This window comes from Shimazuella sp. NTD250 (genome assembly GCF_059510375.1).
Map to the genome: position 1 here is coordinate 137,197 of NZ_JCAJZS010000006.1, position 17,001 is coordinate 154,197.

Here is a 17,001-nt window from a genome sequence, read left to right on the forward strand (position 1 = left end):
ATATGGAATCTCTATACACAGCGCATGTGACTGCTGAAGGCGGTCGTAATGGTCGAGTAGTATCAAGTGATGGTGTGATTGATTTGGAAGTGAAAATGCCTAAGTCTTTAGGCGGACCGGGTGGAGAAGCAACAAACCCTGAGCAGTTATTTGCAGCTGGTTATTCTGCTTGCTTTGATAGCGCACTTAACCTTGTGATACGAAAAAAACGTTTAAAAGAAGTAGAGAGTACAAAAGTCACAGCTAACGTTTCAATTGGCAAAGATACAGATGGTGGATTTGGACTTGCTGTTCAGCTGGATGTACAAATCGTTGGAGTAGATAAAGAGACAGCACAAGAGTTGTTAGAAGCAGCACATCAGGTATGTCCTTATTCCAAAGCCACTCGTGGCAATATTGATGTTGTGTTGAATGTAGTAGAATAAACCATAAGCAAAACAGGCTATAGATCAAACGAGATCTATAGCCTGTTTTTTCTAGATGAAACAAGTAACTTCACAAAAGTAAGTGAATGTTATATACTAAATTAAAGTAAGTGATTGAACTAATAAAATTTTTTATAAAAATGATGAGGTGTCATGATGGGTATAAGCGTTTATCAACCATCTCAACAAGCTGTTGGCAGTTTTGATGGCGGTAAAATTACAGAACAAAAACCCATTGGTTTTTCAGGGGAAAGATCAGGAGTTAAACGAATTGGCCCTTTGTTTTATTGGGCATGGGCTCATGCAGAGCAAGAAGGCTATATTCCGTTACATCCCCACCAAGCATTTGAGATTATCACCTATGTGATACATGGTCAGGCAGAACATGGGGATACGTTGGGCACGAAAAGTGTTGTTGGCGCTGGTGGATTACAAGTGATGCAGACAGGATCTGGAGTGTCTCATGAAGAAAGATTCATCGGACCTAATATGGAAGCATTTCAAATATGGTTTGAACCTTTTATTCAAGAAGCAATGAAAAGGAAACCAACTTATCATCAATTTGAAACAACAGAGTTTCCTGTTGTGGAGCAAGATGGTGTGCAGATTAAAAATATTATTGGCAGCGGTTCCCCTGTTTTTTTGACTACTGATGTACAGATGTGGGATGTACAATTAGCTGGCAACAGTACTTATGAACATCTTCTTCCGGAAGGATATGTCTTAGCGGCATTAGCCCTGCGAGGAACGGGTAGTTGGAAAGAGGATGACTGGACTTCTTTTCAAGAGAGAGATTTTATTGTTTTGGAAGCAGATGAGCAACACATATATCAACTGAAATCAGATTCCGAGTTACGAATGTTACTCATTCAAGTACCCAGTAAAACAGATTATAAACTGTATCCAAAATGGTAAGATGTTTGTATGTAAGTAGTGTGGAGACTTAGCATTACTAAATGCGATTTTCCTTATATCAATAAAATGAGCGACCGACCGAATCTATCCGAGATGATTCAGGTCGGTCGCTTCTGTTTGCGGACTCAGTTAATCCGTAGGTTCACCAGCGGCTAGCTGTTTGACTTTTGCCAGTGCCTCTTCAACATCAGAATCCCCTTCCAGAGATTCAATGAGGTCTTTGTCCAGCTCCTTCAGAGTTTCCTTGAGTTGCTCATCATCCATAACTGCTCCCAAACAGAAGGAAGAGTGATGCTTATGCTTACACTTATCATTGTATCTGCTCGGTAATATGAATCCAAGTACGAAAAATTTTCCTTAATAAGTTATTCTCCTGTTCTCTTTCGGAACAGATTGATGATGGAAAGCAAGAGTGCTAGTGCAGCAAGGACGATGGCTATCCATTGATAGGAAGATGAAGACTTGTCGGTTGCTGGAGGATTCATATTCATCGTATGATCCATTGCATTCATTTCCACTTTAGGACTAATGGTGGTGACAGATGCAGGTGATTCACTCTCAGGAGCACCAGTCCAGTCAACTACAGTGCCATCTGCATACGTTTGATGAGCTTTCCATGAGACAGATGTTGCTTGTTTTGGGTTTGCTCCGATAAACGGAAACTCAAAAAATTCATGGGATTTGATCCCATCCCCTGTAGCCGTCCAGATGATACCGGTATTGCGGCCATCGGAACCTTTGACAAATTGATAGTTCCAACCGGGAACAGGTTCTACGGTTTCTACCTGCACGTCTTTTGGAAATTCTAATTGTACTTTCGTCGTGCTGCTGTCTTTTTCAGATGGTACACGTACGGTGTATTTTTCATAAGCTCCAACCGTTGATTCTTTAGGCCAAACGGTAACATGTGCATCGACGATGCTTGTAAATCCAAAAAAGGTAAATAAAACGAATAACGTCATAGGGATATGATATTTTTTCAATGAAATAAACTCCTTTTTCATTAGATGGGATAAGCGATTTGACTCATCCAGACACCAAGTAATAATGCGATGAAACCAAGTATGATTTCTGTTCGCAGGGAATCACGCTCAAGCAGAATAGTGGATTTCCAATGACGATTTTGCAGTCCTGCATATAAGAGCATTCCGATGATAAGTAATATTTTTATGATCAGAAAACGACTCCAAAATGTCTGGAATGTCCAAACAAGAGTCCAATCGGTTTGAACCGTAACAAGTAATAGGCCGCTTGAAATCAATAAACTAGCAGCTATCAATGCTGTTCGAGAGAAAAAAGGTTGAAACTTTCGCAGCGTTTCCCCGATTTTTGTTTGATAGTGGATGCAAACCCATAGTAAATAAGCGAGCCCTCCGAGCCATAGTGCTCCAGACCAAATATGAAGAAGTCTAGCGATCAAGGCTAAACCGACCGATTGGCTAGACCAAGCATGCCCGCTAAAAGCAAAAGTTGCTGTAATCAATACCCATAGGGTCAGATACCAGCCTTTGACCATGTTTGGAAGGCACAGCAAGATATAAAGAAATGCCTGAAGCAGTAAGACGATTGCAAATGGAACAAGCACAAGGGAAGCAAACTGCCCTTGCCATAACCATTTGTTTAACAAGTTTTGAGGCAGTTCCGATGCATACAAAAACCAGATAGTGATTTGAAACCCAAACCAAAGAAGAGCCGAAGTCCATTTGACAAGACGGTTGGATTTTCCTGTCCAGACGGGTAACTGATATTTTTTCGCAAAAAAAGAAACCCAGACAAATCCTGCACCGATCAGCAGCCATCCTTCATTAAGGAAACGGAGCAGAATGAGCAGTGATGTCGAGATGGGATGTGAAGTTTCATTTCCCCCTGCTGTTGTGGCTGCTTTCTCTCCAAAAGCAAAAGAATAGCTTCCATTCACTGGATGACCATCTTCAGAAACTACTGACCAGTTGACGGTATACGTACCTTTACTAATACTTGGGAGGGACGCGATTACTCGGGATGGATCAGTTGGGGCAAGTTTTAGCGATATGGGAAGGGACTGTCCCCTTGGATTTTTCACAGTAATACTCAGCACATCCGGTGTTATTTGTTCGCTGAAATGTAACTGAATCTCTTTGGGAGCTAGTTTTACTGTTTCTCCTTGTTTGGGACTGCTATCGAGTAAATATGCATGTGCAAATACACGGCTAGGTATAAGGCATCCAAGGAAACAAATAAATAAGGATAATAGAAAAGCTGATTTTTTTGGCATGAAAAGACCACCTAAATGTAAAAACTTGTCTTCTCTATTATAGAAGATCATCTTATTTTTGATATGACTCAAAAGGACTATCCTTTCACAAAAAAATACGAACCTATTTTATAAAAGGTTCGTATTTGCAGGCTCTTATTCGGATAAAATTTGATGTAATTTTTGAGCAAAAGCTTGAGGCTGAAAGACATAACCGATGTGATCACCAGGAAATTCAGTAACTTGCTTTTGTAATAGCCCGGCAAGCAATACGGAACTTGTAAATGGGAAGTAATCTTTTGAGCTTTCTCCACCAGCAGGTAATACCGACAGAGCGTTGTTTTCTTCGATGGATGATAAAAGATTTTTATTAAATTGGTATTCCACAACACCCGGTGCTTCTTTGGTAATAAAATAAACCACATTCTTGTCTGATTCTCTTTCTGGAGGGGCTTGATCACCGTGATGCATACCTAGCACTTGTCCAAACCGATTCATTGCATAAAATGCGCCTTTTTGTTGGAGATCGATTTGCAAATCAATGATTAAGTTTCTTGCAAATTCTCCTTCTTTGCCAGAGAGAAGTTGAAACAAAGGTGGCTCATGGGCTATAAGGGTTTTTATTTGCTCAGGGTGATGAAGAGCTAGATCGAGTCCAATCACGGCTCCAGAACTACTTCCAAATATATAGGCAGGTTCATCAGTGATATGGGACAAGAGTAAATGAGCATCATTGCTGTGTGTGGAGATATGAAAGGATTCTGATGGGTCTATTAAGCTACTGCGAGAATGTCCTCTGCGGTCATAAGTTACAACAGTATACCAATTGGCGAGTTGATCAACGATAAAATGAAATACATTTGTGTCTCCTCCTCCACCATGAATCAAAAGGAGAATAGGGCCAGAACCTCTGACTTCGTAGTACAAGTTAGCTCCAGGAACAGGTAAAATATTTGTTTTCATACTCAATTTTTGCTTCCTTTCTCTTAGGGAGTGGATATTATTATGTTTATTTTAGGTTTTGAGTATGAACACAAAATGAATTAGTAACACTGTCGAGAGCTTTTTTCTATAAACTACACTCAATCATAATATTTTACCCAAGTACTTTCGTAGCCGGTGACATAAAATTCTGCTCGCTCATTGTCCCCGTCGACATATTTGGAAATACCGCGCCAAATGGAACACCAGCCGCCATAAGTAGGATTCCATAGAGGATACTGAGAACCGACATAATCATCAGCATTGTCCGGATCATATTCCCACAATTTAATGGTTTCACGGTGGGAGGTACAAGCCATAAAGTCTCCGCCTGTAGAGTATACATACGTATGCATATCATACTTACCTAGATAATCCCATGTTCCAGCATGTATCACTCCAGATGGAAGAACAGAAGCACAAGCTAAAGTGAGAAATAGCACAAATAAATGACTGAACCTTTTTCGTTTCACGGCGATTCCCCCTATTTCGCTAATTGAATTTTAGTATAAATCAATATATCAGAAGTATAAATGCATAAAATTTAGGAATGTAATGAGATAAGCTAATGACAGCCTACTTTGAAATAGATTGTTAACACTGAACCTATCTCCTAAGAGGGTACTGTGTGAATGGTATGAGCGTACGAAAAAAGACTAGTATTCCTACCAGCCCTTTTCCTCTCTTATATAAAACACATAAAGTGTTTGCTTTTGCTCGCCCGCACTCTCATCATTACCAAATCAATGTATTGATGAGAGTGCGGACTTGTGCTAGGATGATCGTCCATCCTAATCTACCGATCCCTTCGGACTAGCGGTCACGACCGCCGTGGTTGCAGCCCGCGCCCTGTCCCTGCGGCTTTCCGCAGGAGCAGACGTTGTGCTCTGCCACGATGACGATGACCTTGATGACCTTGACGAAAGTGGTGTTCGCCATGAGTTCCTCCTAAGAGGTCCAAACTATGAGCCTCAGCTCCTAAGTTTCCGGGTAACTCCACGGTTGTGAAGTCATCTTTATTATAGACCAACCACCAAAATTATGCTACCCCTTTTTCGTAAATTTTCAAAAAAACTGCCGATTGGATATTTTCTTTTTATGATGATTTCATTCTTTACATAAAAGATATCGCTTTCAAAATAAGGAGATTTTTTGCTTTAGCGTACTAACAAGCCAGAGAATTATTGATTTTTTGTAAAGATGCGAGTTTAAAATTTAAAAAATAAATAATAATCTTAATAAAAAATCAATAAAGTCATTTTATTATTTTTAATAAAAATTTATGAATTTTACACTGTTAGGATGCGGAAAAGGTGCTTTTTTTTGCAATTCTCCACAATTATAATGAAATAACATGGATTTATTTTTTTGTCAAGAAAAAAAGTATTAATGTAAGGGAAAGGATTGGTCATTTGACTGGATATATTTTGTCCTTATTGTTGATTTCGGCATTGGGTCATGCAGGATGGAATGCTATCTCGAAGCAAGTAACAGAAAAAGATACATTTTTCACGATTATCGTAGGTCTCGCTGTTTTTCTTTACTTGCCACTAGCCATTTATCTCTTGTTACAACAACCCATCCCACCAGCAGCATATCTCTATATGGCAGGCAGCATTGTTTGTGAGCTCATCTATTTTTGGGGTTTGGCTCATGCTTATCGACAATTGCCATTTAGTTATGCTTATCCGATCGTTCGAGGATTAGGGCCGTTGGTGTCTACTTTTTTATCCTTTTTTCTCGGAGTAACTCTTACATGGATTGGTTTTGGCGGCATTCTCCTCGTTGTCGCGGGTATTTTATTGATGCAGTTTAGCGGAAAGTTTACTTTGCAAACGGGAGCAGGCTGGGCTTTTCTCGCTGGCGCGATCAATGGAGGTGCGATCACATTTGACAGCATGGGTGCTGCTATGATGTCTGGTGTGTTATTCAAATACATTGTATTTATTGGCATCTGGCTAGGGAAAATGATGATGGATCGTATTTCATTGCGTGAATATAAACGGGTTTTTCTTTTAAATAAGGACAAAGCGGTGGTTGGCGCATTGCTGACTTTCGGAGCAAATGCCTCTACGCAATATGCCTTGCAATCTACTCCAGTAGGTTATGTCTCTGCTACCAGAGAGCTGAGCATTGCTTTTGGGACGTTGATTGGCTGGTTATTTTTTAAAGAAGAATTGAAGAAAAACCACTATATTGGCATTGGGATTTTGATCGTGGGGATTCTTTTGATCAAGTTGGGTGGATAGGTTTGTTCGATGTTATGCTTTAGAGTCTTTCTTATCTGTTAACTTAATGAAACATGATTGAAATTTAGTAACATTTTCAATATGTTATGATAAGGAAAAAATTTTGGAGGGGTTTCATGAGACAATTATCCATACAGATTGACAACATGGAAAATCTTACACACGACAACTGGAAAAAGCTAGGCACTATATTGCTCCCTACCGGACGCATTGTAGCTTGTGATCCATACATATATCCTTTAGGTCCTGAATACGAGCCATTTGTACAAGTTGTTCCTCAAGGCAGATACCCTGTGTATATGAATCGCATCTCTTCTGAAGATGAAAATAATGGTCGTGTTGCTCATGCCATGTTGCGTTTTGGTGATGGGAACGTAGCTCATTGGGAGCTAGCCACTACCAAAGGGCAAGATATCAGAGAGCTAAAAGAAAACGAGATATTTGGTTATGCAGTAGACGCTGGAGTAGGTTGTTTTATGGATTTAGAAACAGCAAATCTACTGCGGTTCCGTCGTGATGAAGTAGAAGATGGCGGGGATTGGATGAAGTTAATCAGTAAGGATGATATGACTTGGGGAGAGAGAATGCTCAATCAAGTGGGCTACAATGTATTTAGTTTTCAGGCTGGCAATGGGCACGGTATTTATCCTACTTACTGGGGATATGACGAAGACGGCGACCCTGTCTGTTTAGTCACGGAGTTTATAAAAACATAAGAAAAAGAGTGGTTCTATTTTAAGAACCACTCTTTTTTATGTCTTTCGAGTCCATTTCTGTGATATAGGCATCTTGTATATTTTTTATATCTGTTTGTTTCAGTTCATCCAACTGGACTTGTGCTTCGTTTTTATCGGAATAAGTACCTAAATAAACACTGTAATATTTAGTTCCATTTACTATTTTCGGAGTAATCATTGCGTCGAATTGTTGATTATCTAATTTTTTTACCAACTTTTCTGCGTTGGTACGATGCTGAAATAGTCCAACTACTACAATATAAGATGATTGCGATGGTGGTGATTGTTCCGTCTTTGGCGGTTTGGTCTCATCTGCGTTTGGTTCCCCTGGCGACCAGAAAAAGTAACCTAAACCGACAATGATTAAAATACATAAACCGATAATGGTATATTTCCGACGATTGCTCTTTGGAGGATATTCCGGGTTTTTGTCCGTCCATCCTGCTTGATTGTCGTTTGTCCAAGCGACCTCTTGGTCCCCAGTAGGCTGGTAATGTACTTCGGTACGAAGGGGAATTTCGGGTTCTGGGTTATTGGAAAATGATTGAAGTAATGCTGTTTTAAATTCTTCGGATGACTGATAGCGTTCTTCCGGTTTTTTGGCTAATACACGGTTTAATACTTGAGTGAAACTTTCTGGCAAGTCTTCTTGCACCAATCTTGGATCAGGTACTTCATCATGAAGATGCATCATCGCAACTAAAATATGTTCTTTAGCATCAAATGGAACAGAGCCAGTTAACATTTCAAATAGTACTACGCCTAGCGAATAGAGATCAGAAGGGTAGGAGATGTTGAGTCCGCTAGCTTGTTCTGGTGAAAAATAATGGACAGACCCCATTACCGTTCCAGTTTTGGTCAGATGTGTAGCTGCGTCCACTAAACGGGCAATTCCAAAGTCAGTCAACTTGTATCTTCCATCTGGAGTACACAATATATTTTGCGGTTTGATGTCACGATGAATGATGCCTTGTTTGTGTGCGTGTGCTAAACCATCACAGATTTGAGCACTAATTTCCGCTGCTTCTCTTGCGGAAAGAAAACCTTTTTCTATAATATATTCTTTCAGTGTGATGCCCTCTACAAACTCCATTACCATGTAGTAGATGCCATTTTCTTCTCCAGCATCGTACACATTTACAATGTTAGGGTGGGATAACCTCCCGGTTGCTTGGGCTTCTAGAATAAACCTTTTCACAAATTCATCGTCTTGCCCCAGTTGGGGGTCCATCACTTTTACTGCCACGATGCGATCTAAAACATTGTCTCTTCCTTGATAGACAGCTGCCATTCCGCCACCAGCGATATGTTCTAGTATTTCGTACCTGCCAGCGATAATCTTACCTAACATGGTATCCACCTTTGTCTATTATCATAAGGATTTAGTCCATTGCTTATTATATCAGGTATGCTGAGATTTGTGTTCGAATACGTGTCATAAGCGTGAATCTTTTGAGATCATAGGAAAACGTTGTATCTCCTCTATAATTATGAAGTCTATCACAGGATAACACTCCAAGAGAATATTAATTATTTTTAAAGGTTAAGTGACGTTTGAGTGAAGGTAACGGATGTATAATGTTAGACTGTTTTGCTAGGAATAAATCGAGGGACTTCTGAAGCAAAATCTGATAAACTAATTTCTACTATGAGAAAAAGGATGTGGGGGATTTGTCGAGAGGTTATGAAGCTCTCCAGAAATTATTCTCTGTCGCTGAAATCCCTTCTGAATGGTATCAAGCTTATTTTACACAATCATTCATAACAAACGTAAACGTTCAACTTCAAAAGAAATCTTGGATGATACATATCCATTTACCAGAGCTGGTACCTGTAGAGGTATGGGAAGGAGTTCAAGAGAAGATTCAGCGTTACTTGGCTCCGAGTATCGATGCCACGGTACAGTTCATATATGATCCGCTGGAAACTAAAGTAGTCATGGAAAAATACTGGCATTGGATAAAAAGACAAATAGCAGAAAAGTCTGCTGTCGCAGCGAGTGGATGGCTTGGAAAAGCAAAGTGGAAAATGGTTTCTGGCAGTTTAGAAGTTGCTTTTCCCAATGTGCTAATGGAGAAAATGGCGAGACAAAAAGAATTGGATTTTCTCGTCCAGGGATATTATCGAAGATTAACGGGGCAAGAGATACGGGTTATTTTGAAAACAGATGGACAAACGATGGATTCAACAGAACGAGAAGAAAAAAAGCAGAAAGAAGAACAAGTACTTCGCCGCGAGTTGTATCAGACTCAGATGCAAGAAGCAAAAGTAAAAGAAAGAATAGAAGAAAAAGAGACGGTTGATAGCAAAATTCAACTTGGAAATCAAATTCAAGATTCCCCTGTTCCCATTGATACGATTCAAGATGAAGAAAAGCGGATCACTGTAGCTGGAGAAGTATTTGGAATAGACTGGAAAGATTTAAAGAGTGGAAGGACATTGTTCACGTGTTATTTGACGGATTATTCCAATTCTATTTCCATGAAAATGTTTGTGAACAAAGAAGATATGCCAGTTTTAAGACGGATTAAAAATGGAGTTTGGCTGAAAGTTCGCGGTCCTGTTCAATACGACACTTTTTCTCGCGACTTGGTTTTAACTGCTAGAGACATAGTAGAAGTGCCAAAAGTGGAAGAATATCGGATGGATGAATCAGAGGAGAAGCGAGTAGAACTTCACTTTCATACCGCAATGTCAGCGATGGATGGATTATATGGCTTTGAAAAAGAAGGTTTCTCCCAGTTTTCCAAAGTATGCAAAAGGTTAAAAGAGTGGGGACATACCGCTTTAGCGATAACCGATCATGGCGTGATTCAAGCATTTCCAGAGGCATATGATGTTGGGAAAAGTCATGGTATAAAGATGCTTTTGGGGATGGAAGCCAACGTTGTCGATGATGGGGTCTCCATCGTGATGAATCCAGAAGAACGAAAGCTTGAAGATGATATTTATGTTGTGTTTGACGTGGAGACTACTGGTCTTTCTGTCAATCACGATGTGATGATTGAGTTAGCTGCGGTTAAGATGAAAGCAGGCAAAATCATCGATCGATATGAAACATTTATCAACCCGCACCGCCCTCTATCTGCTTTTACAACAGAACTGACAGGAATTACCGATGATATGGTGCAGGATGCTCCAGAATTACACGAAATTTTACCTGATTTTATTCAGTTTATCGAGGGCAGTGTTATTGTTGCGCACAATGCTCGATTTGATATGGGCTTTATTCAAGCAGCTTTTCAGAAGAATGGGCATCCGAGCGCTGCGAATCCGGTAATGGATACATTGGAAATGGCTCGTTTTCTCTTTCCTGACTTGAAAAACCATCGCTTAAATACATTAGCAAAAAAATTCGATGTAACCTTAGAACAGCATCACCGAGCGATCTATGATACAGAAGCTACTGGTTATGTTCATTGGAAACTAATCGAATTACTATTAAAACGAGATATCACTGAGTTAAATGAATTAAATGAAGCCAGCAAAAACAGAGATCTCAGCAGACTTCGTCCTTTTCATGCTATTATTTTTGCCAAAAATAAAACAGGACTTAAAAATTTATATGAACTCGTTTCTTTATCTCATATCGAACATTTTTACCGAGTACCAAGGATTCCAAAAAGCTTATTAGAAGAATATCGAGAAGGATTGATTATCGGTTCAGGATGTGAGAAAGGAGAATTGTATGAGACAGTTCTCAACAAGACACCAGAAGATGCAGAAGAAGTGGCTAAGTATTATGATTACCTAGAGATTCAACCGCTGGAAATCAATCAACATTTGGTGGAAAAGGGATTAGTGGATAGCATTGATCGGATTAAAGAAGCAAATAAGCTGATTGTCCGCATTGGGGAAAAGCTGGGTAAACCCGTTGTTGCAACAGGCAATGCGCATTACTTGGATGAAAAAGATGCCATTTATCGAGAGATTGTCTCCAGTAACCAGATGGGTGGTGCACGCTTTACAGGGACATTACCCCGAACACATCTGCGGACAACGGATGAGATGTTAGAGGAGTTTGCTTATCTCGGTTCCCAAAAGGCAAGGGAAGTAGTTATTACCAATACCCAATTGATTGCAGATCAGATCGAAGAAATCAATCCGTTCCCAGAAGGTACTTACACTCCAGAAATTGAGGGCGTAGAAGATGAGCTGCGAAATATTTGTTATGAAACCGCTCATGCATGGTATGGAAACCCATTGCCAGATATCGTAGCAGAACGCTTAGATACCGAATTGAACGGGATTATCAGTAATGGATATGCTGTTATTTATATGATCTCCAGTAAATTGGTTGTTAAATCGATCGAAGACGGATATCTGGTAGGATCGAGGGGTTCTGTGGGTTCTTCCTTTGTCGCTACCATGTCACGAGTTTCCGAGGTGAACCCTCTCCCGCCGCACTATCGTTGTCAAGACTGCTTTGTCACCGAGTTTGTCACTGATGGTTCAGTCGAGACGGGATTTGACTTACCTGATCGTGCTTGTCCAAAATGTGGAGCACAGATGAAAAAAGACGGTCACGATATCCCGTTTGCAACCTTCCTTGGGTTTGAAGGAGACAAAACACCTGATATTGACTTGAACTTTGCCAGCGATTATCAAGCGAGATGTCACTCTTATACAGAGGATCTACTAGGCAAAGAATGTATTTTCCGTGCAGGCTCTGTAGGTACCGTCAAAGAGAAGACAGCTTTTGGCTATGTGAAAAAGTATGCAGAAGAAAATAATCGTACGTTCCGTCAAGCAGAAATAGCGCGAATTGCCAATGGCTGTATCGGGGTAAAACGTACAACAGGTCAGCATCCTGGTGGATTGATGGTTGTACCGAAAACGATGGTTGTTGAAGATTTCACTCCGATCCAACGGCCAGCAAATAACATGAAGTCCACCGTGACGACAACACACTTTGATTACAATGCTATCGGCGGTAAAATTTTGAAGCTCGATTTGCTGGGACACACAGCACCAGCGATGCTCAGAATGCTAAAAGATATGACAGGTGTTGATCCTGTTACACTGCCTACCAATGATTCGAAAGTAATCGAATTGTTTAAAAGTACAGAGTCGTTAGGGATAAAGCCGGAAGATATCAGTGGTGTGTCGCTTGGAACCCTTGGAATACCAGAGTTTGGAACCGCATTTGCCCAAGGTATTTTGGAAATTGCCCGTCCGAGAACGATTGGGGAGTTTACCCGTGTATCTGGCTTATCCCATGGGACAGATGTTTGGGCTGGAAATGCGCGGGAGTTAATCCAAAATGGGGTTTGTACCCTGTCAGAAGCCATTTGTAACCGTGACGATATCATGCTGTACTTGATTCGCAGAGGATTGCCGAATAAAACGTCCTTTAAGATCATGGAAGCAGTTCGGAAAGGAAAAGGCCTCACGGAGGAGCAAACTGCTCTTATGCGTGAACATGATGTCCCAGAGTGGTATATCGAGTCCTGTAAAAAGATCAAGTATATGTTCCCAAGGGCACACGCAGCAGCGTATGTTATCTCTGCCATTTGGATTGCTTATTATAAGGTGTATCATCCAGAAGCTTTTTATGCTGCTTACTTTAGCAAAGCAATCAATAACTTTGATATCGAATTGATGGGGAAAGGCTATCAAGCGATCACCAATGCGATGAAAGAAATCAAAGAAAAAGGGTATGGAGTAACCCAAAAAGAGAAAAACTTTCTGACTAATTTGGAACTGGCTCAAGAAATGTATGCACGAGGAATTAAATTTCTTCCCATCGATATTCATCAGTCTCATTCCGATAAATTTTTAATCAGCGATGGCGGTTTACTTCCACCTTTTGCCTCGATTGCAGGAGTGGGAGAGAGTGCAGCAGATGGAATTGCCGAAGCTCAAGAAGCTGGTGAATTTTTATCGATTGAAGACTTACAACGACGTGGTCGTATTTCCAGTACCGTCGTTGAGAGCTTGCAGCGCATGGGCTGTTTGAAAGGTTTACCAGAAAGCAACCAGCTCAGTTTGTTTGCATAGAGTTGCAAATTTAGCACAAACTCTTAAGGAGAAAGAAATGGAGGTTGTGACATAATATGTACTATAGTTATAGACGTAGATCATCTGGCAGTTCTTTTTTGATATTCCTAGTCATTTCCGCAGTTATTATCTTGTTCATATCTCCGCGAGCACGCAGAAAAGTTGGAAACTGGTTAGGTTCCCTTTCCTCTTTACTGATGGGTGTCGGAAAAGAAGTAGGTCGTAAAGTTAACCAGGTGGGGATTAATATTACCGATAAGTTTCGTACGTATAAGCTTTCTGATCTAACAGGAGGCTTCATGCGGACATATACAGCTTCGAAAGGCAGCAAAGTGGATTCTAATGAGGAAGAAGAGGAAGATAAGATTTATTTCCATGATCTCACTTCACGTGAAAATCAGACAGATGAAGAAGATGAGTATCATGAAGATGATAAGGATGGAAAAGATGATACGAAGAAGTATCGTGAGTAAGTAATGGTTCAGATCTCTCCAGAGGGAGGGATCTTTTTTTGAAATGAAAAAAGCACCTAGTATTAGGTGCTTTTCTTTATGGATATATCGTTATTTGTTGAGTCCCACACGGTGTTGCTGTGCGGGATGTGTGCGCATAAAGTAATTGTGCACTGCTGGTTCAGCTTGGTGTTGCTGGTACTGCTTGTACTTCTCCACAGAAGTGCCGTCCCGTCAAGGACGACACGAAGCGCTCGTAAAGAGCGAAACATGATTCATCGACTTGCGGGTAATGCTCTGCTTACTTCTACGGAATGGTACTGCTGGTACTGCTAAACCAATGTATGGGAGACAACTGCTCTCTCCTTATTTAAATATATCAGACTATTCTATAGAGAACAATAACATTTTTATTTTGGGCAATGTCTTTAACACAAATGTAGGAGAGACATCTATTTGAGACGTTTCTCCAGTGCAAACGACTCTCCAAGTGATGCATAATTATTTCCTGCCAGTCGGCTGATAGGTTGGAGTTTTTCGGAGTAAATATACTTCTTTTCAGGATCATATACTTGTTCACTAAAATGATAACAAACAATCCGAACAAGCAGAAAATCTATCACAATTTCTCCATGATCGTTCTGAATTGGCAGATGTTGATGGAGTTTACATTCATAACGTATGCGTGCTTCTTTGATACCTGGTACGGAAACTCTGTCGCTTTGGATGGTAGTGAGACTTGTCAAAGTTAACTCACTTTGATCTGCTTTCAGTGGAGTACCAGTTTTATCTACATCACCTATGATTTGTTCATCACAAATATGAACGACAAGTTCCTTATTTTCAATGGCATTCCGGGCTGTATCTTTCATTTGACCTTGACTGCGTCCAATAGATATAGAAAGTAAGGGAGGATCAGAAGAGACGGCATTAAAGTAACTAAAAGGAGCTGCATTTACAACTCCATTGACAGTTGACAATGTGGTAACAAATGCGATAGGTCGAGGGATAACGGAACCACTCATTAATTTATAATTTTCGTTAATGGACAGGTCATCAGGATAAATTTTATACATATACACGCCTTCTTCTCTATTTGATATACGCTATTTCGCAGTGTACAAATATCGTTTTGATCGCTCTTTGAGCATCAATGGCATACATACAAACGAAACAGAGATGACACATAACACTTTCAGCTTATGCTAGTTAGCAGTTGAGTTTGTTTGATTAGACAATTTTCATATTTTTAAGGGATAGCGAAACTGGGTAGAAGTTGGGTCATGACACGTCTTAAAAAAGTAGCATGTGTTTTGAATTCTTGAGCAATTACAGAACTAGAACAAGCTCCGTCTGTTTCGGCAATTACGACTAATGCTTGCACAGCAATATGAAACCTTCCAGGAATAGTTAAAAAATGCGATTTCAAATGATCTACCTCCAAATTAAATTTAACCAAATAGAGTCTCGTTCTTCAAGCGTAAGAACCTATTCATTCAATAGATAGTTGTAAAAACTGAATAAGGACTTAAAAAACGAATTTTATCAAGTTCTTGAACCGATTATCGCTTTCATTCTCAAAGAAACAGATATTAGAAAAAAGTTATTAGAAAATGTCACAAATCCACACCCTTCCCCATCTTAGTTATGAAAGACAAAAAAGCGAAGGGAGGTCTCAATAATGAAACAGTTTGATGTGGCAGTCATCGGTGGAGGTATTGCAGGCTTGGTGGCTGCAATTGACTTAGCTCAGGCAGGGAAGTCTGTTGTCCTGTTGGAGAAGGCCAGCCAATTTGGTGGTCGGGCTATATCTGTCAAGCAAAACGGGGCTACCTTTGATCTAGGCGCTCATGCAATAATCAGGGGAGGGGCAGTAGATGAAATCTTTCAAGATTTAGGTATAAGAATGGAAGGGAGATCCCCCTCGGCTAATATATCGTTTCTCTGGAACAATCAAGTATCTCATATATTTCGATTTATTTTCTCTCAAAACTTGAGCTGGTTAGGCAAAATAGAGTTTTTTAAGTTCTATAATAAGTTGACAAAAATCGATGCCGATTCCGTGCCGGCTATCAGCCTGCGGAGTTGGCTGGAACATGAAATTCGCGACCCAATGACTCGTCATATTGCTTACGCCATGTTCCGGGTAAGTTCGTATTCACATGCTCCTGATCACCAATTAGCGGGTCCTGCCTTACGTTCGATAGCACGCACGACGAAAAAGAATAGTATTGTCTATGTGCAGGATGGCTGGCAAACTCTAATGGATCAACTTTACGAAAAGGCAGTTCGATCAGGCGTAGCCATGATGATAAGAAAAAACGTAACGGAAATCAAGCATGATGGAGCCGTTCGTAAAATAAGGTTTGCTGACGGTCAGGAGATGGACATCTCGTATGTGATTTCCTCCACCCCACCAGCAGTAACTTCTCGACTTTTAGGGGATGTGGGAAGTAAGTCGGTTTTACGTTGGAAAGAACAGGCTCGTGTCATTAAGGCGGCAAGCTTGACGCTTTCTTTGAAGCGGCTTTCCGCACCAACTCATTTTGCGGTTTTGGGTGTGGATGAACCCATATACTTCGTGAATCAATCGAAATTTATTCGACTAAGTGAAGATGACACTTCAGTGGTGAACATTGTTAAATATAATGGCGCTGGTGGAACAGATCCAAAGGCTGACGAACGATTTCTCGAACAGATGTTGGACGTGATCCAACCGGGCTGGCAGAAGGAAGTCGTCGCCAAACAGTACCTCCCCAATATGGTGGTAGCCTACGACTATATGCATTTAGGCAGGGAAGATCGATTTCCCGGTCCAGCCGTACCTGAAATTGCAGGGCTTTACGTCGCAGGAGAGTGGGCTACTCATGGAGAAAATTTGGCAGATGCTGCGGCGGCAAGCGGAAGACGTGCGGCACAGTGCGTGTTAAAAGATATGGAGATAGACCGTAAAGGTGATCGGGAAACTATTGTAGTCTGAATAACAGGAAGAAAGCAGGTGGCTAACAT

The 17,001-nt window shown here is 40.6% G+C and carries 17 protein-coding genes; 8 read left to right on the forward strand and 9 right to left on the reverse strand.

Going from position 1 to position 17,001, the window contains the following annotated elements:
* Window positions 1-2: 2 nt before the first annotated feature.
* Together AC5WOF_RS15590 and AC5WOF_RS15595 are read left to right on the forward strand one after the other, a co-directional pair.
* Window positions 3-425: an organic hydroperoxide resistance protein gene (locus AC5WOF_RS15590; protein ID WP_496050870.1), complete on the forward strand. Its 423-nt coding sequence runs from the start codon at window positions 3-5 to the stop codon at window positions 423-425.
* Between the two features lie 156 nt (window positions 426-581).
* Window positions 582-1,340, forward strand: a complete 759-nt coding sequence (locus AC5WOF_RS15595) for a pirin family protein (protein WP_496050871.1) — start codon at window positions 582-584, stop codon at window positions 1,338-1,340.
* Between the two features lie 129 nt (window positions 1,341-1,469).
* On the opposite strand, the gene AC5WOF_RS15600 is transcribed toward AC5WOF_RS15595, so the two are convergent.
* The 5 genes from AC5WOF_RS15600 to AC5WOF_RS15620 form a co-directional block, all read right to left on the reverse strand.
* Complete coding sequence (locus AC5WOF_RS15600) at window positions 1,470-1,604, reverse strand: hypothetical protein (RefSeq protein ID WP_496050872.1); 135 nt, start codon at window positions 1,602-1,604, stop codon at window positions 1,470-1,472.
* Between the two features lie 101 nt (window positions 1,605-1,705).
* Window positions 1,706-2,323, reverse strand: coding sequence for a YcnI family copper-binding membrane protein (locus AC5WOF_RS15605; RefSeq protein ID WP_496050873.1), 618 nt, complete (start codon window positions 2,321-2,323; stop codon window positions 1,706-1,708).
* 20 nt (window positions 2,324-2,343) lie between these two features.
* Window positions 2,344-3,594 (reverse strand): copper resistance CopC/CopD family protein, encoded by a 1,251-nt coding sequence (locus tag AC5WOF_RS15610; protein WP_496050874.1) that lies wholly within the window; start codon window positions 3,592-3,594, stop codon window positions 2,344-2,346.
* 135 nt (window positions 3,595-3,729) lie between these two features.
* Window positions 3,730-4,536: an alpha/beta fold hydrolase gene (locus tag AC5WOF_RS15615; RefSeq protein WP_496050930.1), complete on the reverse strand. Its 807-nt coding sequence runs from the start codon at window positions 4,534-4,536 to the stop codon at window positions 3,730-3,732.
* A gap of 119 nt (window positions 4,537-4,655) precedes the next feature.
* A complete protein-coding gene (locus AC5WOF_RS15620) occupies window positions 4,656-5,027 on the reverse strand; it encodes a YndA family protein (RefSeq protein ID WP_496050875.1) in 372 nt (123 codons plus the stop codon).
* Window positions 5,028-5,182: 155 nt separating this feature from the next.
* Here AC5WOF_RS15620 and AC5WOF_RS15625 point away from each other — a divergent pair, with 155 nt between their 5' ends.
* Entirely contained in the window at window positions 5,183-5,371 is a 189-nt protein-coding gene (locus tag AC5WOF_RS15625) for a hypothetical protein (RefSeq protein WP_496050876.1), read from the forward strand.
* On the opposite strand, the gene AC5WOF_RS15630 is transcribed toward AC5WOF_RS15625, so the two are convergent.
* Entirely contained in the window at window positions 5,368-5,493 is a 126-nt protein-coding gene (locus tag AC5WOF_RS15630) for a hypothetical protein (RefSeq protein ID WP_496050877.1), read from the reverse strand. The genes AC5WOF_RS15625 and AC5WOF_RS15630 overlap by 4 nt on opposite strands.
* 374 nt (window positions 5,494-5,867) lie before the next feature.
* Between AC5WOF_RS15630 and AC5WOF_RS15635 the strand changes: the two genes are divergently transcribed.
* Together AC5WOF_RS15635 and AC5WOF_RS15640 are read left to right on the forward strand one after the other, a co-directional pair.
* Window positions 5,868-6,803 carry an EamA family transporter gene (locus AC5WOF_RS15635; protein WP_496050878.1) on the forward strand — a complete coding sequence of 312 codons (936 nt, stop codon included), beginning with the start codon at window positions 5,868-5,870 and terminating at the stop codon, window positions 6,801-6,803.
* 116 nt (window positions 6,804-6,919) lie between these two features.
* Entirely contained in the window at window positions 6,920-7,519 is a 600-nt protein-coding gene (locus AC5WOF_RS15640) for a DUF4241 domain-containing protein (RefSeq protein ID WP_496050879.1), read from the forward strand.
* Between the two features lie 19 nt (window positions 7,520-7,538).
* On the opposite strand, the gene AC5WOF_RS15645 is transcribed toward AC5WOF_RS15640, so the two are convergent.
* Window positions 7,539-8,891: a protein kinase domain-containing protein gene (locus tag AC5WOF_RS15645; protein ID WP_496050880.1), complete on the reverse strand. Its 1,353-nt coding sequence runs from the start codon at window positions 8,889-8,891 to the stop codon at window positions 7,539-7,541.
* 320 nt (window positions 8,892-9,211) lie between these two features.
* Here AC5WOF_RS15645 and AC5WOF_RS15650 point away from each other — a divergent pair, with 320 nt between their 5' ends.
* Together AC5WOF_RS15650 and AC5WOF_RS15655 are read left to right on the forward strand one after the other, a co-directional pair.
* Window positions 9,212-13,540 (forward strand): PolC-type DNA polymerase III, encoded by a 4,329-nt coding sequence (locus tag AC5WOF_RS15650; protein ID WP_496050881.1) that lies wholly within the window; start codon window positions 9,212-9,214, stop codon window positions 13,538-13,540.
* 56 nt (window positions 13,541-13,596) lie between these two features.
* The gene (locus AC5WOF_RS15655) at window positions 13,597-14,013 is read left to right on the forward strand and encodes a hypothetical protein (RefSeq protein ID WP_496050882.1); all 417 of its coding nucleotides are present in this window, start codon (window positions 13,597-13,599) and stop codon (window positions 14,011-14,013) included.
* 431 nt (window positions 14,014-14,444) lie between these two features.
* On the opposite strand, the gene AC5WOF_RS15660 is transcribed toward AC5WOF_RS15655, so the two are convergent.
* Entirely contained in the window at window positions 14,445-15,068 is a 624-nt protein-coding gene (locus AC5WOF_RS15660) for a flavin reductase family protein (protein ID WP_496050883.1), read from the reverse strand.
* Window positions 15,069-15,241: 173 nt separating this feature from the next.
* Window positions 15,242-15,421 carry a hypothetical protein gene (locus AC5WOF_RS15665; protein ID WP_496050884.1) on the reverse strand — a complete coding sequence of 60 codons (180 nt, stop codon included), beginning with the start codon at window positions 15,419-15,421 and terminating at the stop codon, window positions 15,242-15,244.
* Between the two features lie 267 nt (window positions 15,422-15,688).
* On the opposite strand from AC5WOF_RS15665, the gene AC5WOF_RS15670 reads away from it, so the two are divergent.
* Window positions 15,689-16,972: a phytoene desaturase family protein gene (locus AC5WOF_RS15670; protein ID WP_496050885.1), complete on the forward strand. Its 1,284-nt coding sequence runs from the start codon at window positions 15,689-15,691 to the stop codon at window positions 16,970-16,972.
* Window positions 16,973-17,001: the final 29 nt, after the last annotated feature.